This window comes from Amycolatopsis sp. NPDC051371 (genome assembly GCF_040682155.1).
Taxonomy (GTDB): Bacteria; Actinomycetota; Actinomycetes; order Mycobacteriales; family Pseudonocardiaceae; genus Amycolatopsis.
The window spans coordinates 16,767-43,631 of record NZ_JBFBAG010000034.1; the positions used below are offsets into that span (position 1 = coordinate 16,767).

The 26,865-nt window shown below is 70.6% G+C and carries 27 protein-coding genes; 12 read left to right on the forward strand and 15 right to left on the reverse strand.

Annotated elements, in window-relative coordinates:
• Positions 1 to 22 precede the first annotated feature (22 nt).
• The gene (locus tag AB0M59_RS34715; RefSeq protein ID WP_364623911.1) at positions 23 to 1,159 is read left to right on the forward strand and encodes an acyl-CoA dehydrogenase family protein; all 1,137 of its coding nucleotides are present in this window, start codon (positions 23 to 25) and stop codon (positions 1,157 to 1,159) included.
• 192 nt (positions 1,160 to 1,351) lie between these two features.
• Here the strand turns inward: AB0M59_RS34715 and AB0M59_RS34720 are convergent, their stop codons facing one another.
• Genes AB0M59_RS34720 through AB0M59_RS34730 form a run of 3 tightly spaced genes read right to left on the reverse strand, consistent with a single transcriptional unit; the run spans position 1,352 to position 3,953 of the window.
• The gene (locus AB0M59_RS34720; RefSeq protein WP_364623913.1) at positions 1,352 to 2,569 is read right to left on the reverse strand and encodes an amidohydrolase; all 1,218 of its coding nucleotides are present in this window, start codon (positions 2,567 to 2,569) and stop codon (positions 1,352 to 1,354) included.
• 20 nt (positions 2,570 to 2,589) lie between these two features.
• Positions 2,590 to 3,081, reverse strand: coding sequence for a GNAT family N-acetyltransferase (locus AB0M59_RS34725; RefSeq protein ID WP_364623915.1), 492 nt, complete (start codon positions 3,079 to 3,081; stop codon positions 2,590 to 2,592).
• On the reverse strand, positions 3,048 to 3,953 hold the full coding sequence (locus tag AB0M59_RS34730; RefSeq protein WP_364623917.1) for an aldose 1-epimerase family protein: 906 nt from the start codon (positions 3,951 to 3,953) through the stop codon (positions 3,048 to 3,050). The genes AB0M59_RS34725 and AB0M59_RS34730 overlap by 34 nt, the downstream gene beginning before the upstream one ends.
• A 66-nt stretch (positions 3,954 to 4,019) precedes the next feature.
• Between AB0M59_RS34730 and AB0M59_RS34735 the strand changes: the two genes are divergently transcribed.
• The 3 genes from AB0M59_RS34735 to AB0M59_RS34745 are packed head-to-tail and all read left to right on the forward strand — an operon-like array spanning position 4,020 to position 6,252.
• Complete coding sequence (locus AB0M59_RS34735) at positions 4,020 to 4,598, forward strand: TetR/AcrR family transcriptional regulator (RefSeq protein ID WP_364623919.1); 579 nt, start codon at positions 4,020 to 4,022, stop codon at positions 4,596 to 4,598.
• Positions 4,598 to 5,431: an MBL fold metallo-hydrolase gene (locus AB0M59_RS34740; RefSeq protein ID WP_364623921.1), complete on the forward strand. Its 834-nt coding sequence runs from the start codon at positions 4,598 to 4,600 to the stop codon at positions 5,429 to 5,431. The genes AB0M59_RS34735 and AB0M59_RS34740 overlap by 1 nt, the downstream gene beginning before the upstream one ends.
• The gene (locus AB0M59_RS34745; RefSeq protein WP_364623923.1) at positions 5,428 to 6,252 is read left to right on the forward strand and encodes an MBL fold metallo-hydrolase; all 825 of its coding nucleotides are present in this window, start codon (positions 5,428 to 5,430) and stop codon (positions 6,250 to 6,252) included. The genes AB0M59_RS34740 and AB0M59_RS34745 overlap by 4 nt, the downstream gene beginning before the upstream one ends.
• A gap of 3 nt (positions 6,253 to 6,255) precedes the next feature.
• Here the strand turns inward: AB0M59_RS34745 and AB0M59_RS34750 are convergent, their stop codons facing one another.
• From AB0M59_RS34750 to pdxH, 3 genes are all read right to left on the reverse strand, one after another.
• Positions 6,256 to 6,813, reverse strand: a complete 558-nt coding sequence (locus tag AB0M59_RS34750; RefSeq protein WP_364623925.1) for a DUF3558 family protein — start codon at positions 6,811 to 6,813, stop codon at positions 6,256 to 6,258.
• Between the two features lie 77 nt (positions 6,814 to 6,890).
• A complete protein-coding gene (locus AB0M59_RS34755) occupies positions 6,891 to 8,159 on the reverse strand; it encodes an MFS transporter (protein WP_364624092.1) in 1,269 nt (422 codons plus the stop codon).
• 623 nt (positions 8,160 to 8,782) lie between these two features.
• Positions 8,783 to 9,460: a pyridoxamine 5'-phosphate oxidase gene (gene pdxH / locus AB0M59_RS34760; protein ID WP_364623927.1), complete on the reverse strand. Its 678-nt coding sequence runs from the start codon at positions 9,458 to 9,460 to the stop codon at positions 8,783 to 8,785.
• Positions 9,461 to 9,688: 228 nt separating this feature from the next.
• Here pdxH and AB0M59_RS34765 point away from each other — a divergent pair, with 228 nt between their 5' ends.
• The gene (locus tag AB0M59_RS34765; protein ID WP_364623929.1) at positions 9,689 to 11,362 is read left to right on the forward strand and encodes a hypothetical protein; all 1,674 of its coding nucleotides are present in this window, start codon (positions 9,689 to 9,691) and stop codon (positions 11,360 to 11,362) included.
• A 46-nt stretch (positions 11,363 to 11,408) separates the two neighbouring features.
• Here AB0M59_RS34765 and AB0M59_RS34770 read toward each other — a convergent pair whose 3' ends face one another.
• The 7 genes from AB0M59_RS34770 to AB0M59_RS34800 form a co-directional block, all read right to left on the reverse strand.
• Entirely contained in the window at positions 11,409 to 12,119 is a 711-nt protein-coding gene (locus AB0M59_RS34770; RefSeq protein ID WP_364623931.1) for a TetR/AcrR family transcriptional regulator, read from the reverse strand.
• 125 nt (positions 12,120 to 12,244) lie between these two features.
• Complete coding sequence (locus AB0M59_RS34775) at positions 12,245 to 12,949, reverse strand: urease accessory protein UreD (RefSeq protein WP_364623933.1); 705 nt, start codon at positions 12,947 to 12,949, stop codon at positions 12,245 to 12,247.
• Positions 12,946 to 13,635: an urease accessory protein UreG gene (gene ureG, locus AB0M59_RS34780; protein ID WP_364623935.1), complete on the reverse strand. Its 690-nt coding sequence runs from the start codon at positions 13,633 to 13,635 to the stop codon at positions 12,946 to 12,948. Before ureG ends, AB0M59_RS34775 begins: the two co-directional genes overlap by 4 nt.
• Positions 13,625 to 14,305: an urease accessory UreF family protein gene (locus AB0M59_RS34785; protein WP_364623937.1), complete on the reverse strand. Its 681-nt coding sequence runs from the start codon at positions 14,303 to 14,305 to the stop codon at positions 13,625 to 13,627. The genes ureG and AB0M59_RS34785 overlap by 11 nt, the downstream gene beginning before the upstream one ends.
• Positions 14,305 to 16,020 carry an urease subunit alpha gene (locus AB0M59_RS34790; RefSeq protein WP_364623939.1) on the reverse strand — a complete coding sequence of 572 codons (1,716 nt, stop codon included), beginning with the start codon at positions 16,018 to 16,020 and terminating at the stop codon, positions 14,305 to 14,307. Before AB0M59_RS34790 ends, AB0M59_RS34785 begins: the two co-directional genes overlap by 1 nt.
• Positions 16,021 to 16,032: 12 nt before the next feature.
• Positions 16,033 to 16,365, reverse strand: coding sequence for an urease subunit beta (locus tag AB0M59_RS34795; RefSeq protein ID WP_364623941.1), 333 nt, complete (start codon positions 16,363 to 16,365; stop codon positions 16,033 to 16,035).
• Positions 16,366 to 16,375: 10 nt separating this feature from the next.
• The gene (locus tag AB0M59_RS34800) at positions 16,376 to 16,678 is read right to left on the reverse strand and encodes an urease subunit gamma (protein WP_155540714.1); all 303 of its coding nucleotides are present in this window, start codon (positions 16,676 to 16,678) and stop codon (positions 16,376 to 16,378) included.
• A gap of 287 nt (positions 16,679 to 16,965) precedes the next feature.
• On the opposite strand from AB0M59_RS34800, the gene AB0M59_RS34805 reads away from it, so the two are divergent.
• Positions 16,966 to 18,114, forward strand: a complete 1,149-nt coding sequence (locus AB0M59_RS34805; RefSeq protein WP_364623943.1) for a citrate synthase 2 — start codon at positions 16,966 to 16,968, stop codon at positions 18,112 to 18,114.
• Between the two features lie 24 nt (positions 18,115 to 18,138).
• Here AB0M59_RS34805 and AB0M59_RS34810 read toward each other — a convergent pair whose 3' ends face one another.
• Positions 18,139 to 18,720: a TetR/AcrR family transcriptional regulator gene (locus AB0M59_RS34810; RefSeq protein WP_364624094.1), complete on the reverse strand. Its 582-nt coding sequence runs from the start codon at positions 18,718 to 18,720 to the stop codon at positions 18,139 to 18,141.
• Between the two features lie 14 nt (positions 18,721 to 18,734).
• On the reverse strand, positions 18,735 to 20,429 hold the full coding sequence (locus AB0M59_RS34815; protein WP_364624096.1) for an SDR family oxidoreductase: 1,695 nt from the start codon (positions 20,427 to 20,429) through the stop codon (positions 18,735 to 18,737).
• A 242-nt stretch (positions 20,430 to 20,671) separates the two neighbouring features.
• Here AB0M59_RS34815 and AB0M59_RS34820 point away from each other — a divergent pair, with 242 nt between their 5' ends.
• The 6 genes from AB0M59_RS34820 (at position 20,672) to serC (ending at position 26,861) form a co-directional block, all read left to right on the forward strand.
• Positions 20,672 to 21,511, forward strand: coding sequence for an ABC transporter ATP-binding protein (locus AB0M59_RS34820; RefSeq protein ID WP_364623945.1), 840 nt, complete (start codon positions 20,672 to 20,674; stop codon positions 21,509 to 21,511).
• Positions 21,508 to 22,317 carry an ABC transporter permease gene (locus AB0M59_RS34825; protein ID WP_364623947.1) on the forward strand — a complete coding sequence of 270 codons (810 nt, stop codon included), beginning with the start codon at positions 21,508 to 21,510 and terminating at the stop codon, positions 22,315 to 22,317. Before AB0M59_RS34820 ends, AB0M59_RS34825 begins: the two co-directional genes overlap by 4 nt.
• The gene (locus AB0M59_RS34830) at positions 22,314 to 23,471 is read left to right on the forward strand and encodes a sensor histidine kinase (RefSeq protein WP_364624098.1); all 1,158 of its coding nucleotides are present in this window, start codon (positions 22,314 to 22,316) and stop codon (positions 23,469 to 23,471) included. The genes AB0M59_RS34825 and AB0M59_RS34830 overlap by 4 nt, the downstream gene beginning before the upstream one ends.
• Positions 23,468 to 24,088, forward strand: a complete 621-nt coding sequence (locus AB0M59_RS34835) for a response regulator transcription factor (RefSeq protein ID WP_364623949.1) — start codon at positions 23,468 to 23,470, stop codon at positions 24,086 to 24,088. Before AB0M59_RS34830 ends, AB0M59_RS34835 begins: the two co-directional genes overlap by 4 nt.
• 46 nt (positions 24,089 to 24,134) lie before the next feature.
• Complete coding sequence (locus tag AB0M59_RS34840; protein WP_364623951.1) at positions 24,135 to 25,475, forward strand: serine hydrolase domain-containing protein; 1,341 nt, start codon at positions 24,135 to 24,137, stop codon at positions 25,473 to 25,475.
• Between the two features lie 261 nt (positions 25,476 to 25,736).
• On the forward strand, positions 25,737 to 26,861 hold the full coding sequence (gene serC, locus AB0M59_RS34845) for a phosphoserine transaminase (protein WP_364623953.1): 1,125 nt from the start codon (positions 25,737 to 25,739) through the stop codon (positions 26,859 to 26,861).
• The last annotated feature ends 4 nt before the right edge of the window (positions 26,862 to 26,865 follow it).

Consider the following 26,865-nt stretch of genomic DNA (forward strand, 5'->3'; position numbering starts at 1 on the left):
AGTACCGCTTTGGAGGACAACGATGCCCGCCGAACGCCTGCTGCCGGATTCGGACGCCGAAGACCTGGTCGCGCTGGCCCGGGAGATCGCCCGTGACGAGCTGGCGCCCCGCGCGGCGGCGGCCGAGGAAGCCGAGCAGTTCCCGCGCGAGCAGTTCCGCCTGCTGGGCAAGTCCGGCCTGCTGGGGCTGCCGTACGCGGAGCGCTGGGGTGGCGGCGACGTGCGGTACGAGGTGTACCTGCAGGTCCTGGAGGAGATCGCCACGGCGTGGATGACGGTCGGCGTCGGACTGTCGGTGCACACGATGTCCTGCTACGCGCTGTCGGAGTACGGCACGGACGAGCAGCGCGACGAGTGGTTCCCGGACATGCTCGAAGGCTCGCTCTTGGGGGCGTACGCGCTCTCGGAGACGCAGGCGGGCTCGGACGCGGCGGCGCTTTCGACGCGCGCGCGTCTCGACGGCCCGGACTACGTCGTGAACGGCACGAAGGCGTGGATCACGCACGCGGGGGTGGCGGACTTCTACACGACGATGGTCCGCACGGGCCCGGAAGAGATCTCCTGTCTGCTGGTCGACGGGGCGACTCCCGGCCTGTCGGCGGCCCCACGCGAACGCAAGATGGGCTTGACCGGCTCCCCGACGGCCCAGCTAATCTTCGACGGCGCCCGGGTGCCGGCTTCCCGGCTGGTGGGTCCGGCAGGAGCGGGCATGCGGATCGCACTGTCGTCGTTGAGTTCCGGCCGGCTCGGCATCGCGGCGTGCGCGGTGGGCCTGGCGCAGGCGGCATTGGACGAGGCGGTGGCGTACGCGAAGGGGCGGTCGCAGTTCGGCCGGTCGATCATCGACTTCCAGGGGATCGAGTTCCTCCTGGCCGACATGGCGGCGATCGTGGAGTCTTCGCGGGCGTGCTACCTGGAGGCGGCTCGGCGGCGTGACCGCGGGCTGCCGTTCCAGCGGCAGGCGTCGATCGCGAAGCTGGTGGCGACCGATGGGGCGATGAAGGTGACCACCGACGCGGTGCAGGTCCTGGGTGGGGCCGGGTACACGCGGGACTTCCCGGTGGAGCGGTACATGCGGGAGGCGAAGGTGCCGCAGATCTTCGAGGGGACGAACCAGATCCAGCGGCTGGTCATCGCCCGGGAGCTGAAGAAGGCTTGAGACTCGCGTGATCGGAAACGGGTCCGGCGTGATCAGAGCCGGATCTCGCGTGTTTGGGGCCGGAACTCGCGAGTTCCGGCCCCAAACACGCGAGTCACGGGCTCAATCACGTCAGTCACGTCTCTGATCACGTGCTCACCCTGATCGAACGGCACGCCGGAACCGCCCGGTAACCGGCGTGCCGTCCGAAACTCAGCGGGTCTCGCGGTAGCGGCGGTCCTTCGACACGCCCTCGCCCAGAGTCTCGTCGAAGTGATACACCTCGTCGCCCCGAACGAACACGCGCAGGGCCCGGTTCATCACATCGAGCGGATCTCCGGACCACAGCACCACGTCCGCGTCCAGGCCCGGCTTCAGCGAGCCGATCTGGCCGTCGAGACCCAGCATCGACGCCGGGTTGACGGTCAGCGAGCGAAGCGCCGTCGCCGGGTCGAGGCCGTCCTTGACCGCCAGGGCTGCCTGGTACACCAGGAAGTTGATCGGGATCACCGGGTGGTCCGTCGTGATCGCGATCTTGACGCCCGCCCGCGCCAGGATGCCGGCCGACCGCAACGTCCGGTTGCGCAGCTCCACCTTGGACTTCGTGGTGAACAGCGGCCCCAGGATCACCGGCACGTCCCGCTCGGCCAGCAGGTCCGCGATCAGGTGGCCCTCGGTGCCGTGGTTGATGACCAGCTTGTAGCCGAACTCGTCGGCCAGCCGCAGCGCCGTCACGATGTCGTCCGCGCGGTGGACGTGCTGGTCCCAGTACAGCTCGCCGTCGAGGACCTTCGACAGCGTCTCCAGCGTCAGGTCGACCTCGTGCGGCTTGCCCTCGGACTCCGCGTGCGCGCGCTTGGCCTGGTAGTTGCGGGCCTTCGTGAAGGCCTCGCGCAGGATCGCCGCGACACCCAGCCGGGTCGACGGCGTCTGCTTCTTCTCCCCGTACACGCGCTTCGGGTTCTCGCCGAGCGCGCTCTTCACGCTGACGTGCTCCGCGAAAATCATGTCGAGGATGCTGCGGCCCCAGGTCTTGACGCCGATCGTCTGGCCGCCGATCGGGTTGCCCGACCCGGGCTTGATGACGACGCTCGTGACGCCGCCGGCCAGCGCGTCGTCGAAGCCGGGCTCGTAGGGGTCGATGCCGTCGACGGCGCGGAAGCGGGCGCCGTTCGGGTCGGTCATCTCGTTGGTGTCGTTGCCGGCCCAGCCCTCGCCGTCCTCGTGGACGCCGAGGTGGGCGTGGGCGTCGATGAAGCCGGGCAGCACCCAGGTGCCCGCCGCGTCGACGAGTTCGGCATCCTCCGGGATGTCGACGTCCGCCTCGGTACCGACCGCGACGATCTTCCCGTCGTCGATCAGGACCGTGCCGCCTTCGATGGGATCACCGTCGATGGGGACGACATGGCCCCCGACAATTGCCTTCGCCATAGTTCGCCACGCTAACGAACTCACTCGGGCGGCCGCACGCGGGCCTTCTCCAAGTGCACCAGTTCGTGGTTGTTCTCCGGCGTCCGGTGCGTCTCGCGGTAGCCGTGCTTCGCGTACAGGCGCAACGGCCCCACGCTCTTCGCCCCGGTGAACAACCGGAAGACCATCACCGACGGCGGGGCCGCCGACTCGGCGAAAGCCAGCAGCCCGCCGCCCAGACCGCACCCCTGCCGGTCCGGCGCCACCACCAGCCGGCCGATCACGCCGACGTCGCCCGTCACCGTCAGGCGCACTGACGCGACCAACCGGTCGTTCTCCCGGATGCCCCAGGACAAACACGACGAAAGCGCCGCCCGCGTCTCGTCCAGGGTCTCCAGGAGCGGCGGCAGGTCCCAGTCGTCGTGCGCGCGGGCTTCGGTGATGTACGCCGCGCGTTGCAGCGTCAGCACTTCGCCCGCGTCGGCGACGCTCAGCCGCTTCACCCGACTCGGATGCCCCAGCTGCCCGACCACGACGCCGCCGGCTCGAGCTCGATCAGGTCCGTGCCCGTGTTGAGCGCGTCCGCCGGGCAGGTCATCGGCTCGATCGCCACCGCGCGACCGCGCCCGACCAGGTCGTCCGGCGTGAACACCTGCGCCCAGTGGAAGTCCGGGCCGGTCCAGACCACCAGCCGCTGGTCCTCGTGGGCCAGGACGAAGTGGTGCGTCCCGTCCGAAGCCGGCGAAAGCCCGCCGAACGCCGTGTCCAGGTCGACGCCCGCCAGCACCCGCCCGGCGCGGAAGTCGTACTCCGTACCCTCGACGTCCTGCTCCGGCGCGTACGGCATCTGCTCGTCGCCGAGGTACGGCCGGACGCGGCCCGCGGGCAGCGTGAGGGTCAGCTCGTCGGTCGGGACGTCGCCGATCCGGAAGTACGGGTGCGTCCCGACGCCGACACCGATCGGCTGCTCGCCCTCGTTGCGGATCTCGTGGGTGATCGTCAGCTCGCGCGGCGCGACTTCGTAGGTGACGGTCGCGCGCAGCGGCACCGGCCAGCCCGGCTGCACCTCGACGTCGACGGCCAGGGTGATCGACGACTCGGCGTGCTCCAGCAGCTCCCACTCGAGGTGGCGGGTCAGGCCGTGGATGGCGTTGCCACGCGCCTCCTCGGTGATCTCGAGCTGCTGCTCCTCACCCTGGAACGTCCACTTGCCGGCCTTGGTCCGGTTCGGCCAGGGCAGCAGCACCTGCCCGGCCCCCTTCGGCGGCTTCGCGTCTTCGGGGAACTCCTCGACGTACGGCACTCCGCCGACCTCGAACGCGCGCAGCCCCGCGCCGATCTCGGTGACGACGGCGCGCGCGTTGCCGCGGGTGATCTCGAACTGCTGACCGGTCGGGTTGCCCATGAGATGACCTTACCGAGAAGCAGACTCACTAGACCGGTCGTCATAGTTTGAGCTACAGTCGGCGCCATGGTCCGTCGCACCGACACGCGGCAGCGGATGCTCGACACCGCCGCCGACCTGTTCCACTCGCAGGGCTACCACGCCACCGGCCTCACCCAGCTGACCACGGCCGGGGGCGCACCGAAGGGGTCGCTCTACTTCCACTTCCCCGGCGGCAAGGAACAGCTCGCCGCCGAAGCCGTCCGGCTTTCCAGCGAGCGCACGGGCTCGCTCCTCGAAGCGATCCTGCGTGACGCGCCCGACGCGCCGACCGCGGTCGACCGCGCCGTCGAAGCGCTCGCGGGCTTCTTGACCGAGTCGGACTTCCAGCGCGGGTGTCCACTCGCGACGGTCGCACTCGACGCCGCCGCGGAAAGCGAGCCGATCCGGGAAGCCTGCGCCGACGGCTATTCGTCGTGGCACGAAATCCTTCGTGACTACCTTGCGGGACAACAGCTTCCGCCGAACCGCGCGGACGAGCTGGCCACCGTCGTGCTCGCCGCGATCGAAGGCGGGCTGCTGCTGGCCCGCACCCGCCGCGACCTCACGCCCCTGCGCGCCGTCGCCACCCACCTGCACGCCACCCTCGACCGGGAGTTCTCCTGATGCGCGTCCACCACCTGAACTGCGGCACCATGCGCCCGCTCGGCGGCGGGCTGATCGACGGCCGGCCGGGCGTGTTCCGGCGCGCCACCATGGTCTGCCACTGCCTGCTGCTCGAAACCGACACGGGCCTCGTGCTCGTCGAAACCGGGATGGGCACACCGGCCGCCGTCGACCGGAACGCCTGGCTGGGCGCGGGTTTCGTCCGCCAGTCCAACCCGGTCGAGGATCCCGCGCAGACGGCGATCGCCCAGATCCGCGCGCTCGGCCACGACCCGGCGGACGTCCGCGACATCGTGCTGACCCACCTCGACCTCGACCACGCCGGCGGGCTCATCGACTTCCCGTGGGCGCGCGTGCACGTTTACGCCGAAGAGCTGCGCGCGTTCCAGGAGCCGCGCGACGCCGCCGAACGCGGCCGCTACCGCACGATCCAGTTCGCTCACGGTCCACAGTGGACGTCCTATGCGGACACCGGCGAACCGTGGTTCGGCTTCGACGCCGTCCGGCAGCTCGACGGCCTGCCGCCGGAGATCCTGCTGGTCCCACTCTCCGGCCATACGCGCGGCCACGCCGGGGTCGCCGTCGACACCGGCGAGGGCTGGCTGCTCAACGCCGGTGACTCGTACTTCTTCCACGGGCAGGTCGACACCACGCCGCACTGCCCACCCGGCCTGAAGTGGTTCGAGGGCCGCATGGAGACGGTCAAGGGCGCCCGGCTGGACAATCACCGCCGCCTGCGCCAGCTTGTTCAGGAGCACGGCGACGAGGTGACCGTCTTCGCCGCGCACGACGAGACCGAGTTCCTCCGGCTGAGCTCCAGGAGCAGGGTATGAAGGTGCACCACCTGAACTGCGGATCGATGCGTCCGGCGGGCGGCAAGCTGCTCGACGGCGAGCCCGGCCGGCTGCGGCGGGCGGAGCTGGTCGCGCACTGCCTGCTGATCGAGACCGGCGACAGCCTGGTGCTCGTCGACACCGGGTTCGGCAGCCAGGCAGTGGCCCGCCCCGGCGAGTGGCTGGGCAAGCCGTTCATGGCGATGGTCGGCGCGCGGGTCGAGGCCGCCGAGACGGCCGTCGCGCAGATCGAGGCGCTGAAGCTCGACCCCAACGACGTCCGGCACATCGTCGCGACGCACCTCGACGTCGACCACGCGGGCGGGCTGGCGGACTTCCCGAACGCCGTTGTCCACGTCCGTACCGAGGAGCACCGCGCGGCGACGTCGCCATCGAACGCGGCCGAGAAGAACCGCTATCGGACTGTGCAGTTTGCGCACCGCCCGCTGTGGAGCACGTACGACGAGCTGGGCGAGCCGTGGTTCGGCTTCGAGGCGATCCGATCGCTCAAGGGGCTGCCGGAGGAGATCCTGCTGGTCCCGCTCACGGGTCACACGCGCGGCCACACGGGCGTCGCGGTCGACACCGGCGACGGCTGGCTGCTGCACGCCGGCGACGCGTACTTCTTCCACGGCCAGCTGGACCCGGTCGCGCCGCACTGCCCGCCGGGCATGACGGCGTTCCAGAACCTCGTCCAGACGGACCGCAAGGCGCGGTTGGCGAACCTCGAGCGGCTGCACGAGCTGGCCCGCGAGCACCAGGACGAGGTCAAGGTGTTCTCGGCGCACAGCCCGGTCGAGCTGGCGGCTCTGCGCCGGTGAGCGTCAGCTGGCGTCGAGGGCCGTCTTGACCAGCGGGGCCATCTGCTCGGCGGTCATCTTCGCCGGGCCGGTGTAGTTGACCAGGACCGGCGTGCCCGAGACCAGCTCGGCCGAGGCGAGGGTGGCCGTCTTCTGCTCGTCGACGTAGAACACCGCGCCGTCCGGGAAGCCGGCGACGTCCTGCGCGCCGGCCTTCGCCTTCTTGATCGACGCCACCATGTCGGCCGGCTTCGCCTGGCGGCCTTCGTAGCGGGTCACCGCGAGCGCGCCCGCGGCCTTGCCGTTCAGCTGGTACTCGCAGCTGCGGGCCTTGCCGCCGTTGGCCGCGTTGTCCTGGACCGGGCCCGCCACCGCCTGGAGGTTGTCCAGGAACAGCGCCTTCGACACGGCGGCCGCGGGCAGCAGCTTGCACGGGTCCAGCGACGCCGCCGCGGCGGTCGAACTCGGCTTCGGCGCCGACGACGACGGCTTCGAGGACGACGGCGCCTTCGACGGCTCGTCGCCCGAAGAGCAGGCGGTCAAAGCGGCAAAAGCGACCAAAACGACGGCGAGGGTACGCATATCCGGCACCCTAGCCCGCCCCGCCCCGCCGCCACCCTCAGGGGAGGAGCTTCGCTCCGCTAGTTCTATTCCACGGCCTACGCGGTAGGAGCCCGGTACCGCCAGAACGCCGGGAGCAGGAACATCGACGCGCACACCGCCACGATGACCAGCAGGCCGCCGACGGTCGCCGCGGCCGCAGTGCCGAACGCGGCCGCGCCCCAGCCGTGGACCAGGTCGGCGATCCGGGGGCCGCCGGCGACCACCACCGTGAACACGCCCTGGAGCCGGCCGCGCATCTCGTCGGTGGTCGCGACCTGCAGGATCGCCATCCGGTAGACCGCGCTGACCATGTCGGCCGCACCGGCCGCCGCCATGAAGACGACCGCGAGCCACAGCGAGTGCGCGAGCCCGAACGCCGCGACCGCCGCGCCCCACGCGCAGATCGACACGACCACCGCCACGCCCTGGCGCGGGATGCGCGTCAGCCAGCCGGAGAACAGGCCGATCAGCATCGCGCCGGCGGGCAGAGCGGCGTAGAGCCAGCCGAGCGCGGGGCCCCCGCCGGGTGGATCGCCGAACGTGCGCTCGGCCATCTCCGGGATCAGCGCGCGCGGCATCCCGAAGACCATCGCGATGATGTCGGCGACGAACGAGGCGAGCAGCACCTTCTTCGTCGCGAGGTACCGGAAACCTTCGATGACGTCGCTGACGCCCGCGCGCCGCGACGGGCCGTTCAGCGGCGGGAGCGCCGGCAGCCGCCAGACCGCGAGCAGCGTGATCGTGAGGGCGACGACGTCGATGAGGTAGAGCGTCGAAAGGCCGAGGACCGGGATGAGCGCGCCGGCGAGCAGCGGGCCGAAGACGGCGCCGAAGGTCGACATCGTCGAGCTCAGCGCGTTGGCCGACGGCAGCAGCTCACCGGGCACGAGCCGCGCGACGACGGCGCCGCGCGTGGGCATGTTGATCGCGAAGAGGGCTTGGTTGACGGCCAGCAAGGCGAGCACGAGCCACACCGAGCCGAAGTTCAGGAACGCTTGCAGCCACAGCAGCGCGGAGGTGATGGCGACGAGGACGTTGGTGACGACGAGCAGCTTCCGCCGGTCGACGGCATCGGCGACGGCGCCGCCCCAGAGCCCGAAGATCAGCAGCGGCACGAGGGCGACGAGCCCGGTGAGGCCCACGTAGGCGGAGGACCCGGTGAGGTCGAAGACCTGCTTCGGCACGGCGACGGCGGTCAGCTGGGTGCCGACGGCGGTGACCACAGTGGACAGCCAGAGCCGCCGGAAGGCGGGGATCTTCAGCGGCCGGGTGTCGACGATGATGCGGCCGAGGAGCTTGCGGACACCACCCGGACGGGGCGGCAAGGTCTCGGGCTCAGAAGTCACAACGGATGAGTTTAGCTGGGCTAACTATCTCGGGTCGCGTGATTTCCGTCGCCAGGGAGTACGCCCCGCTCTCCCTGGCAGGGGCGGCCCTGGCAGGGGCCGGCAAAGTCGGTGGCCGGATATGGCTCGGCGGGTCTTCCGGCGGCGTCGGCGGGTGCGGTGGCGTCTTGAATGAGTCATTCAGGTCTTGGGAGGTCCTGAATGACTCATTCAAGACCTTTGGCGAACCGCCGGCACCCCGAACCGTGACGACTTGCCGGAGCCCTGCCACCAGACGTCATGAAAGGGTCGTTCACGACGCTGGACGACAGGAAAGAGTCGTTCACGACGTCGCCAACCCCCGCCACACGTCCCCAATGACTCATTCGCGACACCCGGCGCCCCCAATGACTCATTCGCGACACCCGGCTCCGCGCGCGGCTGCGCCAAGCAGCCCCCGCCAAGCAGCCCCCGCCGAGCAGCGCCCCGCCAAGCAGCCCCCGCCCTCCCTGGGGGGCGTGCCCTTGTCCAGCGTATCGGGGCGGCCCGACGAAAAGGCCGGAAAAGCCGCGGCCGTGACGTGGCTGTCCACATCACGGCCGGGCTGTGCACAAAGCGCGAACTTACGGCGCCACGCGCTCGATGTTCCAGCCGTCGTCGTTCCGGACGTACCGCAGCCGGTCGTGCATGCGGTCCTCGCGCCCCTGCCAGAACTCGACCAGGTCCGGGCGGATCCGCCAGCCACCCCAGTGCGGTGGGGCCGGGATCTGCTCGACGTCGGCGAACCGCCGTTCGATGCCGTTCAAAGCGTTGTCCAGCGCGCGGCGGCCGTCGACCACCCGGGACTGCGGGGACGCCCACGCCCCGAGCTGCGAACCACGGGGGCGCTGGGCCCAGTACTCCGCCGTCTCCTTGACGCCGACCTTCTCGACCTCGCCGCGGACGTGGACCTGGCGGTGCAGCGCGTACCAGGGGAACGTCACCGATGCGTAGCGCGTCGCGGTCAGGTCGTGGCTCTTCTCCGACGTGTAGTTCGTGTAGAACACCACGCCGCGGTCGTCGAGGCCCTTGCACAGGACCGTGCGGGACGACGGCCGGCCTTCGGCGTCCGCTGTCGCCAGCACCATCGCGTTCGGTTCGGCGATCCCGGCGGCGACAGCCTGGTTCAGCCACCCCTGCAACTGGTCGGTCCACGTGGCCGCCAGCGCGGACTCGTCGAACGCCGCACCGTCGTACGCGACCCGCATTCCGGGCAGGCGTACCACAGCGTCTTCCACCTGGTGCTCGATCCTCGGCGTCATCGCCAAACCTCCACGCCCGGTCGGGGCATCAGTCGACTTCGGCCTTAGGCACGTTAGGGCCTTCCGAGCTGCGGCGGAACCCACTGAACGGTGACACCCGACACCCATTCCCCGCCATCCTCCCGTAACCGCTAGTCAGCAAGCCGTAACTCGCGCGTTACCCGCCGGACCAGGATCGATACAGGAACCGCCTACCTTCGGCCCGTTCCCCACCACCCGGAGGCAGGCATGACCGAGACCCTGTCCAACGCGGAAGAAACCGCTCCCCCGAAACGCCGGTACGCCCCGCTCGCGGCGAACGAAAACCGCGAGGACTACTCACTGCGCTTCGCCGCTCATTCCTTCCGGAAATGGTCACCGTTCGTGGTCGCGACGACGGCGCTGGGCGGCATCGCCTACCTCGCCGACTTCGCGATCGGGGCCAGCATCGTCCTCTCCTACGGCTTCACGTCCGGGGTCCTCGCGATCCTGGCCGCGGCCGTCGTCATCTTCACGACCGGCGTGCCCATCGCGGCCGCCTGCGCGAAGTCCGGAGTGGACATGGACCTCCTGACCCGCGGAGCCGGCTTCGGCTACTTCGGGTCGACGCTGACGTCGCTCGTGTACGCGAGCTTCACCGTCATCTTCTTCTCGCTCGAAGGCTCGATCATGGGCCAGGCCTTCCAGCTCGCCCTCGGCATCCCGCTCCCGGTCGGCTACCTGCTGGCGACGCTGATCGTGCTGCCCTTCGCGCTCTACGGCATGGGCGCGGTCGCGAAGATGCAGACCTGGACGCAGCCGCTGTGGATCATCGGCCTGGTGCTGCCGTTCGTCGTCGTGCTGGTCCGCGAGCCGGGCAAGTTCGCCGAGTTCGCGCACTTCGGGGGCACCGAAGGCGCCGGTTCCGGGTTCTCCGCGATCGGGTTCGGCCTCGGCATGGGCGTCGCGCTGTCGCTGATCGGGCAGATCGGCGAGCAGGCCGACTACCTGCGGTTCATGCCCGAGAAGACGGCGGAGAACAAGCGGTCGTGGTGGGCCGCGGTGCTCGCCGCCGGACCCGGCTGGGTGATCCTCGGGGCCGCGAAGCAGATCGGCGGCGCGCTGCTGGCGTTCCTCGCGCTCGGCGTCGTCGGGAAGACGCACGCGCTGGAGCCGATCGCGCCGTACCTCGAAGCGGTGAAACCCGCGCTCGGCCCGGTGGCGCTGACGTTCGCCGCGCTGTTCGTCGTCGTCTCGCAGATCAAGATCAACACGACGAACGCCTACTCCGGCTCACTGTCGTTCGCGAACTTCTTCTCCCGCGTGCTCCACAAGCACCCCGGGCGCGTCTGGTACGTGCTGGTCAACTGCGGGATCGCGCTCGCGCTGATGGAGTTCGGCGCCTTCGGCTTCCTGAACAAGATCCTCGGCTTCTACTCGAACGTCGCGATCGCGTGGATCGGCGCGGTGTGCGCGGACCTGGTGATCGCGAAGCCGCTCGGGCTCTCGCCGCGCTACATCGAGTTCAAGCGGGCCTACCTGCACAAGATCAACCCGGTCGGGTTCGGCTCGATGGTCGTCGCGTCGGCGGTGTCGATCGTGGCCTACTTCGGCGCGTTCGGGCCGTTCCTCGCGGCGTTCAGTCCGCTGCTCGCGCTGGTCATCGCGATCGTCCTGGTGCCGACGCTGGCCGTCGCCACCCGCGGGAAGTACTACCTGGCCCGGCCGAACACGGTCGCCGGGCCGGACGTCGACGCCGACCTGCGGGCGACGCACACCTGCTCGGTCTGCGGCGACCCGTACGAACTGCCGGACGTCGCCGACTGCGCGAAGCAGGACGGCCCGATCTGCTCCCTGTGCTGCACACTCGACAACAGCTGCCACGACGTCTGCCGGACGACGGGCCCGGTTCCGCTGGGCCTGCCGACGCCGCGCCAGGCGTAATGTCCGTGAAGGCCCGGTACCTGCGTCCGCCGCAGGTACCGGGCCTTCACGTTCGCCGGGTTCCCCCCTGTGCCCCCGCCCGGCTCGACTCTTCCACGCCGGAGCGGGCCCACGGGTTGCCTGGTGTTTCCAAGATCTTTTCCGGCCGCATGATGGCCGCCAGCATCATGGCGCGCAGCTCGCCGCCGACCTCCTCGACCGGCAGCGGCGGGTCGTGCGCCTGCCATTCGCGCAGCAGCCCGGTGCCCGCGCCGACCAGCGCGATCGCCGTCAGCCGGTAGTCCCGGACCGGCGCGACGCCGTGCTCGGCGGCGCGGCTCGCCTCGGCGGCGATGAAGTTCGCCCAGCGGTCGACCCACACCTGGTGCTGCGCCTCCAGTTCGGCGCTGACGCCGACGGCTTCGACGTAGGTGAGGCGCGGCATCCGGGGATCCGCGGTGACCGTGGCGATGAAGACGTCCAGCAGCGTCGCGATGCGGGTCATGGCGTCGGCGTCGGCGACCTTGTCGAGCTCGGCGGTGACGTGGGCGAGCGCGAGGCTGTTGATCTGGTCGTGGAGGGTGCGGAGGACGTCCTCCTTGCCGGTGAACTCCTCGTAGAAGTTGCGCGTCGACACACCGGCCCGGGCGCACACCTCGGTGATCTTCGTGTGCCGGAAGCCGGTGGAGGTGAAGAGCTCGAGGCCGGCCGTGAGCAGGCGCTGACGGCGGTCGGCGCGGCGCTGCTCGGGTGCGACGCCGCCGTACGTGCGAGCCACCGGTTCTCTCCTCCTTCCGAGGGATTGCCAGATCCTACCCGGCTGACTAGTTTGTGAAAATTGTGATTACCAAAGGCCGTTCGCCGGAGAAGGCGCAGGGGGTCTTCTCCGGCGAGCGGTGGCCTTCACGAACTTTGGAACGGGCGCAGGGCCGTGACCGCGTCCGGTGCCAAGGACGTCGTGAGGATGCCGCCTGCTGCGAGAGGGCTTCGGGACCACCACTCGCCCGACGCCGCCGGCAGCTCCGGGCCGCCCACCACCAGGTCCGTCGCGAGCACCCGGCGGCCCGCCAGCACCGCCAAGCTTCCGTCCGAAGTGGAATCGCCGATCGACAACGTCTGACGCAGCACCGGCGCGGACCCCCGGGTCACCGAAGACGAAGTCGTCAACGACCCCGGACGCTCCCCGGCCCGCCCCAGCACCAGCACCTCCCGCGTGTGCAGGTAAGCGTCCGCGGCCAAGGAAGCACTGAACACCGCCGTGTGCCGAGCGCGGGAAGTGACCACCGTCGGCTCCGGCAGGTACTCCACCGAGCCACCCTCCTCGACGACCACCGAAACCGTGGACAGCGAACCTTCGCCGTGCAGACCGGGCAGAGCGAGGGTGGCCGCCACCCCGGAAAGCCGCAGAGAAGCGCCCGGACCGACGTGGATCGAAAGCAGCAAGTCGTCGCCACCCAACGGCGACGTCGCCGAGTTGACCAGGTGCACCACCGCCGTCGAGCCGCGGCCCCGGCGGGGGAACAACGTCAACGGCGCCATCGAACGCAGCTCGCGCAGCACCGTGCGCGTGCCGTCGAAGCACGCCGTCAGCCGGGCGTGGGCCTTCACAGCAGGGAACGCACCCAGGCCGCGACGTCGGGTGCGTCCGGAGTGTCCACAAGGGATTGCGTGATGACCGGCAGCGCACCCCGCATGCGGTGCGCGTCCGACGTCATCACGGCCATGTCCGCGCCGACCAGGTGCGCGAGGTCGATCTTGTTGATCACCAGCAGGTCCGCCGTCGTGACGCCGGGGCCGCCCTTGCGCGGCACCTTGTCGCCGCCCGCCACGTCCACCACGAAGATCTGGCTGTCGGCCAGCCCGCGGCTGAACACCGCCGTCAGGTTGTCGCCGCCGCTTTCGATGATCACCAGGTCCAGGCCCGGGAACTTCTCTTCCAGGCGCTCGACCGCGTCCAGGTTCGCGGTGATGTCGTCGCGGATCGCGGTGTGCGGGCACGCGCCCGTCTGCACCGCCTCGATCCGGGCCGGGTCCAGGACTCCGGCCCGCCGCAGGAAGTCCGCGTCCTCGGTCGTGTAGATGTCGTTCGTGACGACGGCCAGTTCGACCTCGTCGCCCAGGGCGCGGCACAGGGCCGCGGTCAGCGCCGTCTTGCCCGAGCCGACCGGACCGCCGATGCCGATGCGGTACGCGCGTCCGGCCGTCGGCGCCGCGTCGTAGTGGTCGGGTTCGGCGGCCGCCGGGTCGAAGTTGACCTCGTGAAAGTGACCGTGTCCATGACCTTCAGCTGGCAAAGAGACGCACCTCTTCCTGGTGGTGCCGGGCGTGCGCCTCGGCGAACAGATCCAACGCGGGCGACCCCGGCGAAGGCAGCGACGCCGGGTCGTCCCCCGCCACGGCCGCCGCCTCCGAACAAACCGAAGCGAGATCCAACCGGGCCACGACGGCGTTGACAGCGAAGGGATCCAGACCCAGGAGCCGCACCACCGCGCTCGCCGGCCCGCTCACCGCCAGGTAGGCCACGGCCATCGCGGCGTCGTACGGCGAACCGCCCGCAACCCCGACCAGCGCGCCCAGCATCACGGGGTGGTGCGGCCGCGGAGTCTCGGCCAGCAGCCTGTCCAAGACGGGAGACGGCCAAGCGATCTTCCCAGCCCGAGCGGTGCCCCGCCCCTGCGCGCGGGAGGCCTCTCGTTGCGCGAGCGACGGCGTCCGTGCGTCAAGCTCGGCGTCCAACCGCGACCAGTGTCCACTCGCGACGGAACGCGAAGCCGCATGTGCCGACGCGGAAGCGAAGACCGCGGCCAGGAAACCCGCCGTCCGCAACCGTCCGGAGAGGAATCCCGGAAGATCGCGGACCGAAGTCACCAACCGACGGGAGACGACCTCCTCCAGCCCGCCACTGTGGACGTGCCCGCCACCGGGGAAGCGGGAGTCCGCGAGGATCAACGCCGAGAGGTCCATCAGAACAGGAAGTACCGTTGGGCCATCGGCAACTCCGTCACCGGCTGCGGCTCGATCAGCTCGCCGTCGACGTGCACCGCGAAGCTGTCCGGCTCGACGCGGACGTCCGGTGTGGCATCGTTGAGCACCATGTCCGCTTTGGTTCGCGCGCGCGTGTTCGACACGGCGACGAGCGGACGCGTGATGCCGAACGTCTCCCGCAAGCCGCTGTCCAAAGCGGACGGTGCGACGAAGTGCAGGCTCAGCGCGGCACCGATGTTCGCCCCGAACATCGGGCGCGCCATGACCGGCTGCGGCGTCGGGATGGACGCGTTCGCGTCGCCCATCGCCGCCCACGCCGGGAAGCCGCCCTTGAGGACCACGTGCGGCCGGACGCCGAAGAACTTCGGCTCCCACAGCACCAGGTCGGCGAGCTTCCCCACCTCGACCGAGCCGATCTCGGTCTCCATGCCGTGCGCGATGGCCGGGTTGATCGTGTACTTGGCGACGTAGCGACGCGCGCGCAGGTTGTCGGCCGCGCCGTCGCCGGGCAGGGCACCGCGACGGCGTTTCATCACGTGCGCGGTCTGCCACGTCCGGATGATCACCTCGCCGATGCGGCCCATCGCCTGCGAGTCCGAGCTCATCATCGAAATGGCGCCCAGGTCGTGCAGCACGTCCTCGGCGGCGATCGTCGACGGCCGGATCCGGCTCTCCGCGAACGCGAGGTCCTCGGGCACCGACGGGTTGAGGTGGTGGCAGACGACCAGCATGTCGAGGTGCTCGTCGAGGGTGTTCGCCGTGTGCGGCCGGGTCGGGTTGGTCGACGACGGCAGGATGTTCGGCAGCGAGACGACCTCGATGATGTCCGGCGCGTGCCCGCCGCCGGCGCCTTCGGTGTGGTAGGCGTTGATCGAGCGGCCACCAATGGCGTCCACAGTGGACTCCAGGAAGCCCGCTTCGTTCAGCGTGTCCGTGTGGATCGCGACCTGGACGCCGGACTCGTCGGCCACGGTCAGGCAGGCGTCGATCGCCGCGGGTGTCGTGCCCCAGTCCTCGTGCAGCTTGAAGCCGCCGGCGCCGGCGGCGAGCTGCTCGCGCAGCGCCTCGTGCCGGACGGTGTTCCCCTTGCCCAGCAACAGGACGTTGACGGGGTAACCGTCCATGGCGGACAGCATCCGCCCGAGGTTCCACGCGCCGGGCGTGACGGTGGTCGCCTTCGTGCCCTCGTTGGGCCCGGTGCCGCCGCCGACCAAAGTGGTCAGTCCCGCGGCCAGCGCCGTGTCGACGAGCTGCGGGCAGATGAAGTGGACGTGGCAGTCGATGCCGCCGGCGGTGAGGATCTTGCCGTTGCCGGCCAGGACTTCCGTCGACGGCCCGATGACCAGGGCCGGGTCGACGCCGTCCATCGTGTCCGGGTTGCCCGCCTTGCCGATGCCCACGATCCGGCCGTCGCGCACGCCGACGTCGGCCTTGACGACGCCCCAGTGGTCGAGGATGACGGCGCCGGTGATGACCAGGTCGGGCGCGCCCTCGGCGCGGGTCGCCATCCCCTGGCCCATCGATTCGCGGATGACCTTGCCGCCGCCGAAGAGCACTTCGTCGCCCGAGCCGCCGGGCCCCATCGAGCGGTCTTCGGTGACCTCGATCAGCAGGTCGGTGTCGGCGAGCCGGATGCGGTCGCCGGTGGTCGGGCCGAACAGTTCGGCGTAGCGCTCGCGGTCGATCTGCGGCATTTCAGACTGCTCCTATGCCTTCTCGGCGGGAGGGAGTACCTCGAAGGATCCCGAGAATTCGGATCGCAGCCCGGGGACGCGGCGCGCACCGGCGAGCGGCACGAGATCGACTTCGCGTTCGACGCCGGGTTCGAACCGCACCGACGTGCCGGCCGGGACGTCGAGCCGGTGGCCGCGGGCGGCGTCGCGGTCGAATTCGAGGCCGGGGTTCACCGCGGCGAAGTGGTAGTGCGAGCCGACCTGCACCGGCCGGTCGCCGAGGTTGCGCACGAGCAGCCGGACCCGCGGGCGGCCGGGGTTCAGCTCGACCGGTTCGTCACCGGGGATGATCTCACCTGGGTGCATCCGGCCCTCCTCAGACGATCGGGTCATGCACGGTGACGAGCTTGGTGCCGTCCGGGAACGTGGCTTCGACCTGCACGGAGTCCACCATTTCGGGGACGCCGTCGAGCACCTGCGCACGGGAGAGCACGCTCCGGCCGCTCGCGACGAGCTCACTGACCGTGCGCCCGTCGCGGGCTCCTTCGAGGACGTGGTCGGTGATCAGCGCGACCGCTTCCGGGTAGTTCAGCCGGACGCCGCGGTCCAGCCGCTTCCGCGCGACGTCGGCCGCCACGTGGACGAGCAGCTTGTCGCGCTCCTGCGGGCTGAGGTGCATCGCTCAGGTCTATCACCCGGACCACCGCATCGCCTGGTTCGGAAACATACCTTTAACCTGGCCTTCGTCACACTGCGTGGCGGAAATTCTCCTGTTGTACGGCCTCGGTGACTGAATCGTTCTCGTAATCGTGACCGAAACCACCGCTTCTTTCGATTGCCCCCCGGCGATCGAGGGAGCAAGGTCTATCCATCCGTGCGATGGTGCGCGCTTTCCGTGCGCTATTCCGTCCGCGAGCACCACCACCAAGACGGGGAAAAAAGCGCACCGAAAGGTTCCGCGAAACAGTGACTACCTCCACGATCAGCAAGCCACAGCCGTCCGGCGAACCCGACGACGGCTTCCGACCGGGTCTGGAGGGCGTCGTCGCCTTCCACACCGAGATCGCCGAGCCCGACCGGGACGGCGGTGCGCTGCGCTACCGCGGCGTCGACATCGAGGACCTCGCCGGGAAGGTGACCTTCGGTGACGTATGGGGCCTCCTCGTGGACGGCCGGTTCGGCCACGGCCTCCCGCCCGCCGAGCCGTTCCCGCTGCCGGTGCACACCGGCGACGTCCGGGTCGACGTCCAGGCCGCGCTGGCCATGCTCGCGCCGATCTGGGGTTACCGCCCGCTGCTCGACATCACCGACGAAGAGGCCCGCGAGCAACTGGCCCGCGCCTCGGTGATGGCGCTGTCCTACGTCGCGCAGTCGGCGCGCGGCATCGGCCAGCCCGCCGTGCCGCAGACCCGCGTCGACGAGGCCCACTCGATCACCGAGCGGTTCCTCATCCGTTGGCGCGGCGAGCCCGACCCGGCGCACGTCCGGGCGCTGGACGCCTACTGGGTGTCGGCCGCCGAGCACGGCCTCAACGCGTCGACCTTCACCGCCCGCGTCATCGCGTCCACCGGCGCCGACGTCGCGGCGGCCATGTCCGGCGCCATCGGCGCGATGTCGGGCCCGCTGCACGGCGGCGCCCCGGCGCGCGTGCTGCCGATGATCGAAGAGGTCGAGCGCACCGGCGACCCCGCCGGCCTGGTCAAGGGCATCCTCGACCGCAAGGAACGCCTGATGGGCTTCGGCCACCGCGTCTACCGGGCCGAAGACCCCCGGGCGCGCGTGCTGCGCCGCACCTGCCAGGAGCTCGGCTCGACCCGCTACGAGGCGGCCGCCGCGCTGGAGCAGGCGGCGCTGAAGGAGCTGCGCGAGCGGCGCCCGGACCACCCGATCGAGACGAACGTCGAGTTCTGGGCCGCGGTCATCCTGGACTTCGCGCAGGTCCCCCCGCACATGATGCCGTCGATGTTCAGCTCGGCGCGCACCGCCGGCTGGGCCGCGCACATCCTCGAGCAGAAGCGCACCGGACGCCTGGTGCGGCCGTCGGCCAAGTACGTCGGCCCGGCGCCCCGCACCCCGGAAGACGTCGAGGGCTGGGAACTGGTCACCAAGCACTGACCCGCTACGAGCCGGCCGGTGCCTTCACGGACCGGCCGGTTCGTGCTTCGCGGTGGCCTCGAGCATGGCGGTGAGCTGGTCGACCAGCCAGCTGTCCAGGTCGTCACGCGCGACGCTGCGCTCCTGCAGCCAGCTCAGCAGTGCCCCCTCCACCACCGCAGTCCAGCAGCGCAGCGTGAGGGAGAGCAAGGGCAAGGGGTCCGTGACGCCGAGGGCGTCCAGGATCAGGGCCACCGCGCGGTTGCGGACCTCGTCGATCGCCGCGTCCGTTTCGGACGTCGCGATCACCGAACCGCTGCGCAGCAACGCGATGTAACCCGCGCGGTAGTGGTCGGCGACGTCGATCAGGCCGCGGACGGCCGCGCGCAGCCTGGTCTCCGGCGGTCCCTCTTCGAGGCCGGCCAGGCCGTCGATGAGCCCGTCGGTGACGGTGCGCAGCGCCTCTACCTGCAGCTCGCGCAGGCTGGAGAAGTACCGGTAGAACAACGGCCGCGACACCTCGGCGCGCGAGACGATGTCGTCCACGGTGACCAGCTCCGGCGCCCGCGAGCCGAACAGGTCGAGCGCGGCGCGGATCAGGTCGTCCCGGCGGGCCTGCGGCGACATCCGCCGCGGGCGGCTCACGGCGTCAGATCCAGCTTCGCCGCTTTGCGCAGCAGCCCGGGCGTCAGTCGCGAAAGGACCAGCGCGGCCTTGGCCTCCGGTGTGGACGGCGCGATGGCGGTGTCCTTCTCCACGGCTCGCAGGATGTCCTTCGCGACGCCTTCCGGGCCGAACCCGCGTCGCGCGTAGAGCTTCGAGCTTTGCGCCCGACGCCGTCGTTGCTCCTCTTCGGACACTCCGACGAACCGGGTCGTGTTGGTGATGTTGGTCTTGACGATGCCCGGGCACACCGCCGTGACGCCGATGTGGTGCTCGGCCAGCTCGGCCCGCAGGCAGACGCTCAACGTCAGCACGGCGGACTTCGTCGTCGCGTAGGCGGTGAGGATCTTCGACGGCAGGTAGGCGGCGGCCGACGCGAGGTTGACGATCTGGCCGCCTTCGGCGCGTTCGGCGAGCATCGGCGCGAAGGCGCGGCAGCCGTGGATCACGCCCCAGAGGTTGACGTCGATGACGCGTTCCCAGTCTTCGACGGACGTGTCGAGGAACGGGCCGGACAGGCCGATGCCGGCGTTGTTGACCACGATGTCCGGTACGCCGTGGTGCTCGCGCACATCGCGAGCGAAGCGGTGTACGGCCTCGCCGTCCGACGAGTCCACTGTGTACTTCGCAACCCCGTGGTCTTCCAGGAGCTTCAAGGTTTCCGCGGCGGCCGCCGGATCGATGTCGGTGATGACGACGTCGGCCCCTTCGGCGGCGAAGGCGAGTGCGGTGGCCCGGCCGATCCCGCTGCCGGCGCCGGTGATGACGACGAGCTTGTGCTCGAACCTCTTCGTCCCCACCCGCGATTTCTTCAGCGCCCGGCTCTCGGTGCCGGTTTCGACGTACTCGATCAGCTCGGCGGCGGCCCCCGCGACCACCTTCGGCTTCGCGCGGGTCACCCAGTGCGTCCCGACGATCGGGCGGATCCGCAGGTCGGGGACCCAGCGCGCGATCTCGGTCTGCAGCGGCGTGGTGACGTAGGCGTCGCCGGTGGGGGCCAGGACCTGCACCGGGACGTCGGCGGCGCGCGGCGCGGGCCGGGACAGCCGGGTGAACATGTTGGCGCGGTAGAGCTCGAGGCCGTGGATGCCGTCGCTCTTGTCCGCCTTCGCGGCGTCCGGCTCCATGCGCTGGATCTGCGCGCCCAGCAGACCGGTGCGCCAGAGCAAGTTCGGAATCAGCGGGACCTGGAACGCGAGGATGTACCACGAGTGGAGGAACTGGCTCAGCGCGTTCTTGAGGCGCTTCGGCGACGGGCGGGTGAGCTGCGCGCGGAACCACGCGCCGGCGTGGTCGAGGCTCGGCCCGGAGATCGACGTGTAGGAGGCGATCCGGCCGCGCAGGCCGTCACCGGTGACCGCGTGCCAGGTCTGGATCGAGCCCCAGTCGTGGGCGACGAGGTGAACCCGGCCCTGGGGCTGGACGGAGTCGACGACCGCCCGGAGGTCGTCGGCCAGCTGGTCCAGCCGGTAGGACGCGCGTCCCGGCGGCTTGTCCGACTGTCCGGCCCCGCGGACGTCGTAGGTGACGACGCGGTGTTTCGCGCTCAGCTCGGCGGCTACCCCACCCCACATCGAGCTGTTGTCCGGGTAGCCGTGCACGAGCACGACCGTGGGCCCGTCTTCCCGGCCGTCGATGTGGACCGAGAGGCGGACACCGTCGCTGGCGGTCACCCACTTGTGAGACATTCTGTCATGTTAGACAACTTGTCAACAGTGTCGTTCACTCGCGCGGCGGCTGGCGGCCGGCCGGCGTTCATGCATCCGGCGACTTTTCGCTTGTATGACAGCGTTTCCGTGGTTCCACGGGAAACCAAGCCGCGCCCCGGCTGACGACTCTGTCCACCGATCGGTGGACAGCCGGATTCAGCTGAGCGAAGCTCCCGTCGCCCGCTCCGAGCGACCAAGCTTGAGCCATGACCACAGCAGTGAGCGTGCGCGGCCTGCGCAAGCAGTACCCCGGTCACCTCGCGGTGGCCGGGCTCGACCTGGACATCGCGCGGGGTGAGGTCTTCTCCCTGCTCGGCCCGAACGGCGCCGGCAAGACCACGACCGTCGAGATCCTCGAAGGGCACCGGCAGCGGACCGCCGGCGAGGTCACCGTCCTCGGCGAGGACCCCGGCAAGGCCGGACGCGCCTGGCGGTCGCGGATCGGGATCGTCCTCCAGACCGCCAACGACGCCGCCGAGCTGACCGTCGCCGAGACCGTGCGGCACTTCGCCAAGTACTACCCCGACCCGCGCGACCCCGACGAGGTCATCGAGAAGGTCGGGCTCACCGAGAAGGCCAAAGCGCGGGTCAAGTCGCTCTCCGGCGGACAGCGGCGCCGCGTCGACGTCGCGCTCGGCGTCATCGGGCGGCCCGAGCTGCTCTTCCTCGACGAGCCGACCACCGGCTTCGACCCCGAAGCGCGGCGGCACTTCTGGACGCTGATCAGCGAGCTCGCCGCCGAAGGCACCACCATCCTCCTCACCACCCACTACCTCGACGAGGCCGAAGCGCTCGCCGACCGCGTCGCGGTGATCGCGCGCGGCGAGATCGTCGCGCAGGACACCCCGCAGAACCTGGGTGGCCGCGCCGCCGCCGAGGCCACCGTGCGGTGGACCGACGAACGCGGTGAGCACGTCGAGCGCACCGCGTACCCGACCAAGCTCGTCAACGAGCTCTCTGCTGGAGGTAGGGAGCTCGCCGGACTGACCGTGACCAGGCCGAGCCTGGAGGACATCTACCTGGACCTGATCGGAGACAAGGCATGACCACGCTCGCTCTTCCGGGCCCGCTGTCGCTAGGCCTCGCCCGCGGCGGCACCGAACTGCGGCAGTTCTTCCGGCACAAGGAACAGGTGGTCTTCACCTTTTCCCTGCCCGCCGTCCTGATGATCCTGCTCGGGTCCATCCTGGACGGTCCGACCGCGCTGGCCGGCGTCACGTCCGGGCAGCTGCTGGCGGCCGGGATGATCGGCTCGGGCATCGTTTCGACGTCGTTCAACAGCATCGCGACCGGCGTCTCGGCCGACCGGGAAACCGGGGCGCTCAAACGCCTTCGCGGCACGCCGATGCCGTCGTCGTCCTACTTCATCGGCAAGATGGTGCTGGTCGCGGTGTCCAGCCTGGCGCAGACCGTGCTGATGTCCGCGGTCGCCGTGCTGCTCTTCGGGCTGAAGCTACCCACCGAACCGGAGAAGTGGCTGACGCTGCTCTGGGTGTTCGTGCTGGGGATCGTTTCGTGCACGCTGCTCGGGATCGCGCTCAGCTCGCTCGCGAAGTCCACCACCGGCGCGGTCGCCGTCGTGCAGATGCTGTACCTGGTGCTGCAGTTCATCTCCGGCGTGTTCGTCACGCCGATCACGAACCTGCCGAAGATCATGGTTGACATCGCGTCGTTCTTCCCGCTGAAGTGGATCTGCCAGGGCTTCCGGTCGGTGTTCCTGCCGGACGGCGCGGTCGGAATGGAGATGGCTGGGTCATGGGAACTCCCGCGGGTGGCACTGGTGCTGGGGATCTGGTGCGTGGTGGGCGCGGTGCTGGCGCGGCTGAGCTTCCGGTGGACCGACACGAAGTGAAGGACGCCTGGGACCGGTTCAACTGGCTCTGGGAGATCCTCTTCGCGGTCGCTTACCTGGCCACTACGACGCTGGTGCTGCTGGACGAGACCGATCCGGTCCGGACGGTGACCGCCGTCGGCGCGCTGACGGCCCTGGCCCTGACCTACCTGCTGTGGGGGCGGCGGGTGGTGCGCGACGACGGGCACCTCCCGCAGCGCTGGACGCTGGCCCTGGTGGTCGTGGCGCTGGTCGCGGTGGCGATGTTCGCCAACACGACGGCCAGCTTCATCCTGTTCATGGTGTGCCCGCTGCTGTTCTCGACGCTCGAGTTCCGGCCGGCCGCGGTGCTCACGACGCTGGTGATCCTGCTCAGCCCGCTCTCGGCGATCGCCGCGGACGGGCTGCGGGGCCCGGCGTTGCACATCCTGCTGCCGATGACCGCGATCCTCGTCGTGTTCGGGATCTTGTCCGGCAAGTTCATCCTGCACGTCATCGAGGAGAGCCGGGCGCGGGCGGACCTCATCGACCGGCTCGAGGAGAGCCAGGCCGAGGTCGCCCGGCTCTCCCGCGAGGCGGGCACGGCGGCCGAGCGGGAACGTCTCGCGCGCGAAATCCACGACACGCTGGCCCAGGGCTTCACCAGCATCGTCACGCTCGCCGAGGCCATCGAGTCCGAACTGGACACCGACCCGGCGGCGGCGCGGCGGCACGTCGAACTGGCCGCCCGCACCGCGCGGGAGAACCTCGCCGAGGCCCGCACGATGGTCGCCGCACTGGCGCCGGCCGACCTCGCGGTGGGATCCCTGGTGGACGCCGTCCGCCGCCAGGCCGACCGGCTCGCCGACGAGACAGGCGTGCCGGTCGAGTACGAAGTGGACGATGCACTCCCGGCGATCGGCATGGCGGGCGAGGTGGTCCTGCTGCGGGGCGCGCAGGAGGCGCTGAACAACGTCCGGCGCCACGCGGCGGCGTCGTCGGTGTCGGTCCGGCTGTCCGTTGTGGACGATGCGGTGCGGCTGTCCGTCCGGGACGACGGCGTCGGCTTCGACCCGGACGGCGTCAACGGTTTCGGGCTGCGCGGCATGCGGTCCCGGGCCGAGCAGGTGGGTGGGACACTGAGCGTCCGGAGTGGCCCGCGCGGCACCGAACTCACCCTGGAGGTGCCGGCTTGATCCGCATCATGCTCGTCGACGACCACCCCGTCGTCCGCGAAGGCCTCCGGGGCATGCTGGAAGCCGAACCCGACCTGACGGTGGTCGGCGAGGCGGGTTCCGGCGAAGAAGCCGTCGCGCTCGACCGCGTGGCACAGCCGGACGTCGTGCTGATGGACCTGCGGATGCCCGGGCTGGACGGCGTCGGCGCGACGAAACGCATCCTGCGCGAGCAGCCCGGACGGCGGATCGTCGTACTGACGACGTTCGAAACGGACGCCGACATCCTGCGCGCGGTCGAGGCGGGAGCGTCGGGCTACCTGCTGAAGGACGCGTCGCGCACGGAGCTGGCGAACGCGATCCGCGCGGCGTCGCGCGGCGAGACGGTGCTGGCACCGTCGGTGGCCGGGAAGCTGGTCAACCGGGTGCGCAACCCGGAGCCGCAGTCGTTGTCCGCGCGCGAGGTGGAGGTGCTCCGGCTGGTGGCGAAGGGCGGCACGAACGCCGACATCGGCCGGTCGCTGCACATCAGCGAGGCGACGGTGAAGACGCACCTGCTGCGGGTGTTCGGCAAGCTCGGTGTGTCGGACCGGACGGCCGCGGTGACGACGGCGATGTCCCGCAACCTGCTGGGCTGAAGGCCCGGGACCTGCTTCGCCGGCCGGAGCGCGGCAGAATGCCTTCATGCTTGAGTCGACCGAACACGCCCTGCTCCGCCGGATCGCCCACGAGCAGGCGGCCTGCCGCGCTCCCTCGCTCGTCGCCGCCGTCGTGCGGGACGGCGAGATCGTCTGGTCCGGGAGCCGCGGGCGCGTCGGCGACCGGCCACCCGGCACCGACACCCAGTACCGGCTGGGCTCGATCACCAAGACCCTCGTCGCCACCGCCGTCATGCGGCTGCGCGACGAAGGCCTGCTCGACCTCAACGACCCGCTCGAAAAGCACGTCCCCGGCACGCCCTTCGGCGCCGCCACCGTCGCCCAGCTGCTGTCGCACACCTCCGGCCTGACCTCCGAGTCGCCCGGCCAGTGGTGGGAGCGCACCCCCGGCGCCGACTGGGACGCGCTCGCCGGGAGCCTCGCCGAGGGCGCGACCAAGCACCGGCCGGGCGCGAGGTTCCACTACTCGAACGTCGGCTACGGCGTGCTCGGCGAGCTCATCTCCCGCCACCGCGGCAAGGGCTGGCTCTCCGTGCTCGACGAAGAGGTCCTCGGCCCGCTCGGGATGACCCGCACCACCCCGCACCCGGTCGGCGCGCACGCCGACGGCTTCGCCGTGCACCCCTTCGCCGACGTCCTCCTGCCGGAGCCGAGCCCCGACGCCGGCGCGATGGCCCCGGCCGGGCAGCTGTGGTCCACCGCCACCGACCTCGCCCGCTGGACGGCGTTCCTCGGCGGCCACGACGGCGGCGTGCTCGCGCCGGAGACCATCGAGCAGATGCGGACCATGGTCACCGTCGACGACACCGACGTCTGGACGACCGGCTTCGGCCTCGGCCTGATGCTCGTGCGCTACCAGGGCCGGCGGCTGGCCGGGCACACCGGCTCGATGCCCGGCTTCCTCGCCGTCACCCTGGTGGACCCGGTCGCGCAGACCGGCGCGCTCGTGCTCACGAACTCGACGTCCGGCGTCGGCATCACCCAGCTCTGCCTGGACCTGATCACGATGACCGACGAGCGGGAGCCGCGCCTGCCCGCCGAGTGGCAGCCCTCGGCCGTCGACCCCGCGCTGCTCGCCCTCACCGGGCTCTGGCACTGGGGCCCGACGCCGTACCACCTGCGCGTCCAGGGTGACGGGCTGCTCCTGCTGTCCCCGGCCGAAGGTGCCGGGCGCAGCTCGCGCTTCCGCGCCACCGGCCGGGACACCTACGTCGGCCTCGACGGCTACTACGCCGGGGAGACGCTCGAAGTGGGCCGCGACTCCGACGGCGTCGCCACGCACCTCGACCTCGCGACGTTCGTCTTCACGCGCACCCCGTACGACCCGGCCGCGCCGGTGCCGGGTGGCGTCGAGGGCTGGCGCTGACCTGCCGGGCCCCGCTCACACCCCCAGGGTGGGTGAGCGGGGCGCCCGGCCGGAGCCCACTCCACGGGTGAGCCAACCAGCCGCGACGGCGTCCGGGAACCGTGTTTTTACCCCCACGGCGTGCCACGAGAAGCCGCCGGTCGGACCAGCCGCCTACAGTCGGGTGCGGGCGTCCCGGTGCCCGGAACAGCCGTTGTTCCACATACCGGACACCTGAGAACCGCCTTCACCAGCCGCATCCCGACCTGAGAGACTGGCGACATGACCGACGCTGAGTTGACCATCCCCGCAGACCTCAAGCCGGCCGACGGCCGCTTCGGCTGCGGACCGTCGAAGGTCCGCGCCGAGCAGCTGAGCGCCCTGGCGGAGTCCGGCTCCACCTACCTCGGCACGTCGCACCGGCAGAAGCCGGTCAAGTCCCTCGTCGGGCGCGTCCGGGCCGGGCTGTCCGAGCTGTTCTCCCTGCCCGAGGGCTACGAGGTGATCCTCGGCAACGGCGGCACCACGGCGTTCTGGGACGCGGCCGCGTTCGGCCTGGTCCGCGAGCGCTCGCAGCACTTCACCTACGGCGAGTTCTCCTCGAAGTTCGCCTCCGTCACGAAGGGCGCGCCGTTCCTGGCCGACCCGATCGTCGTCAAGGCCGACGCGGGCAGCGCGCCCGAGATCGCCTACGAAGCCGGCGCGGACCTGGTCGGCTGGGCGCACAACGAGACGTCCACCGGTGTCGCGGTGCCGGTCCGGCGCCCCGAAGGCTCCGACGGCGCGCTCGTCGCGATCGACGCCACCTCCGGCGCCGGCGGCCTCCCGGTCAAGGCCGAGGACTTCGACGTCTACTACTTCGCGCCGCAGAAGTCGTTCGCCGCGGACGGCGGCCTGTGGATCGCGCTGGCCTCGCCGGCCGCGGTCGAGCGCATCGGCGAGATCGGCGGCGGCGACCGCTGGATCCCGGAGTTCCTGTCGCTGACCACCGCGCTGGACAACTCCCGCAAGGACCAGACGTACAACACCCCCGCCGTGGCCACGCTGTTCCTGCTCGCCGAGCAGATCGAGTGGATGAACGGCCAGGGCGGCCTCGGGTGGACGACCGCGCGCACGAAGGACTCGTCCTCGCGGCTGTACGAGTGGGCCGAGAAGACGAGCTACACCACGCCGTTCGTGAAGGACCCGGACCTGCGCTCGCAGGTCGTCGGCACGGTGGACTTCGCCGACGAGGTCGACGCCGCCGCGGTGGCGAAGGTGCTGCGCGCCAACGGGATCGTCGACACCGAGCCGTACCGCAAGCTGGGCCGCAACCAGCTGCGCGTCGGCCTGTTCCCGGCCATCGACCCGGACGACATCACGAAGCTCACGCAGAGCATCGAGTACGTCGTCGAACGCCTCAGCTGATCGA

What these genes read in the sequence shown, in the direction of transcription:
- AB0M59_RS34810 (WP_364624094.1), bottom strand. Translation starts at nt 18,720, where the DNA reads ATGTCGCCGCAGGCCCGCCGGGACGACCTGATCCGCGCCGCGCTCGAC.
- pdxH (WP_364623927.1), bottom strand. Translation starts at nt 9,460, where the DNA reads ATGACGCCGAGGATCGAGCACCAGGTGGAAGACGCTGTGGTACGCCTG.
- AB0M59_RS34740 (WP_364623921.1), top strand. Translation starts at nt 4,598, where the DNA reads ATGCGCGTCCACCACCTGAACTGCGGCACCATGCGCCCGCTCGGCGGC.
- AB0M59_RS34785 (WP_364623937.1), bottom strand. Translation starts at nt 14,305, where the DNA reads ATGGACCTCTCGGCGTTGATCCTCGCGGACTCCCGCTTCCCCGGTGGC.
- AB0M59_RS34745 (WP_364623923.1), top strand. Translation starts at nt 5,428, where the DNA reads ATGAAGGTGCACCACCTGAACTGCGGATCGATGCGTCCGGCGGGCGGC.
- AB0M59_RS34750 (WP_364623925.1), bottom strand. Translation starts at nt 6,813, where the DNA reads ATGCGTACCCTCGCCGTCGTTTTGGTCGCTTTTGCCGCTTTGACCGCC.
- AB0M59_RS34790 (WP_364623939.1), bottom strand. Translation starts at nt 16,020, where the DNA reads ATGCCGCAGATCGACCGCGAGCGCTACGCCGAACTGTTCGGCCCGACC.
- AB0M59_RS34825 (WP_364623947.1), top strand. Translation starts at nt 21,508, where the DNA reads ATGACCACGCTCGCTCTTCCGGGCCCGCTGTCGCTAGGCCTCGCCCGC.
- AB0M59_RS34820 (WP_364623945.1), top strand. Translation starts at nt 20,672, where the DNA reads ATGACCACAGCAGTGAGCGTGCGCGGCCTGCGCAAGCAGTACCCCGGT.
- serC (WP_364623953.1), top strand. Translation starts at nt 25,737, where the DNA reads ATGACCGACGCTGAGTTGACCATCCCCGCAGACCTCAAGCCGGCCGAC.
- AB0M59_RS34800 (WP_155540714.1), bottom strand. Translation starts at nt 16,678, where the DNA reads ATGCACCTCAGCCCGCAGGAGCGCGACAAGCTGCTCGTCCACGTGGCG.
- AB0M59_RS34735 (WP_364623919.1), top strand. Translation starts at nt 4,020, where the DNA reads ATGGTCCGTCGCACCGACACGCGGCAGCGGATGCTCGACACCGCCGCC.
- AB0M59_RS34715 (WP_364623911.1), top strand. Translation starts at nt 23, where the DNA reads ATGCCCGCCGAACGCCTGCTGCCGGATTCGGACGCCGAAGACCTGGTC.
- AB0M59_RS34720 (WP_364623913.1), bottom strand. Translation starts at nt 2,569, where the DNA reads ATGGCGAAGGCAATTGTCGGGGGCCATGTCGTCCCCATCGACGGTGAT.
- AB0M59_RS34765 (WP_364623929.1), top strand. Translation starts at nt 9,689, where the DNA reads ATGACCGAGACCCTGTCCAACGCGGAAGAAACCGCTCCCCCGAAACGC.
- AB0M59_RS34840 (WP_364623951.1), top strand. Translation starts at nt 24,135, where the DNA reads ATGCTTGAGTCGACCGAACACGCCCTGCTCCGCCGGATCGCCCACGAG.
- AB0M59_RS34795 (WP_364623941.1), bottom strand. Translation starts at nt 16,365, where the DNA reads ATGCACCCAGGTGAGATCATCCCCGGTGACGAACCGGTCGAGCTGAAC.
- AB0M59_RS34730 (WP_364623917.1), bottom strand. Translation starts at nt 3,953, where the DNA reads ATGGGCAACCCGACCGGTCAGCAGTTCGAGATCACCCGCGGCAACGCG.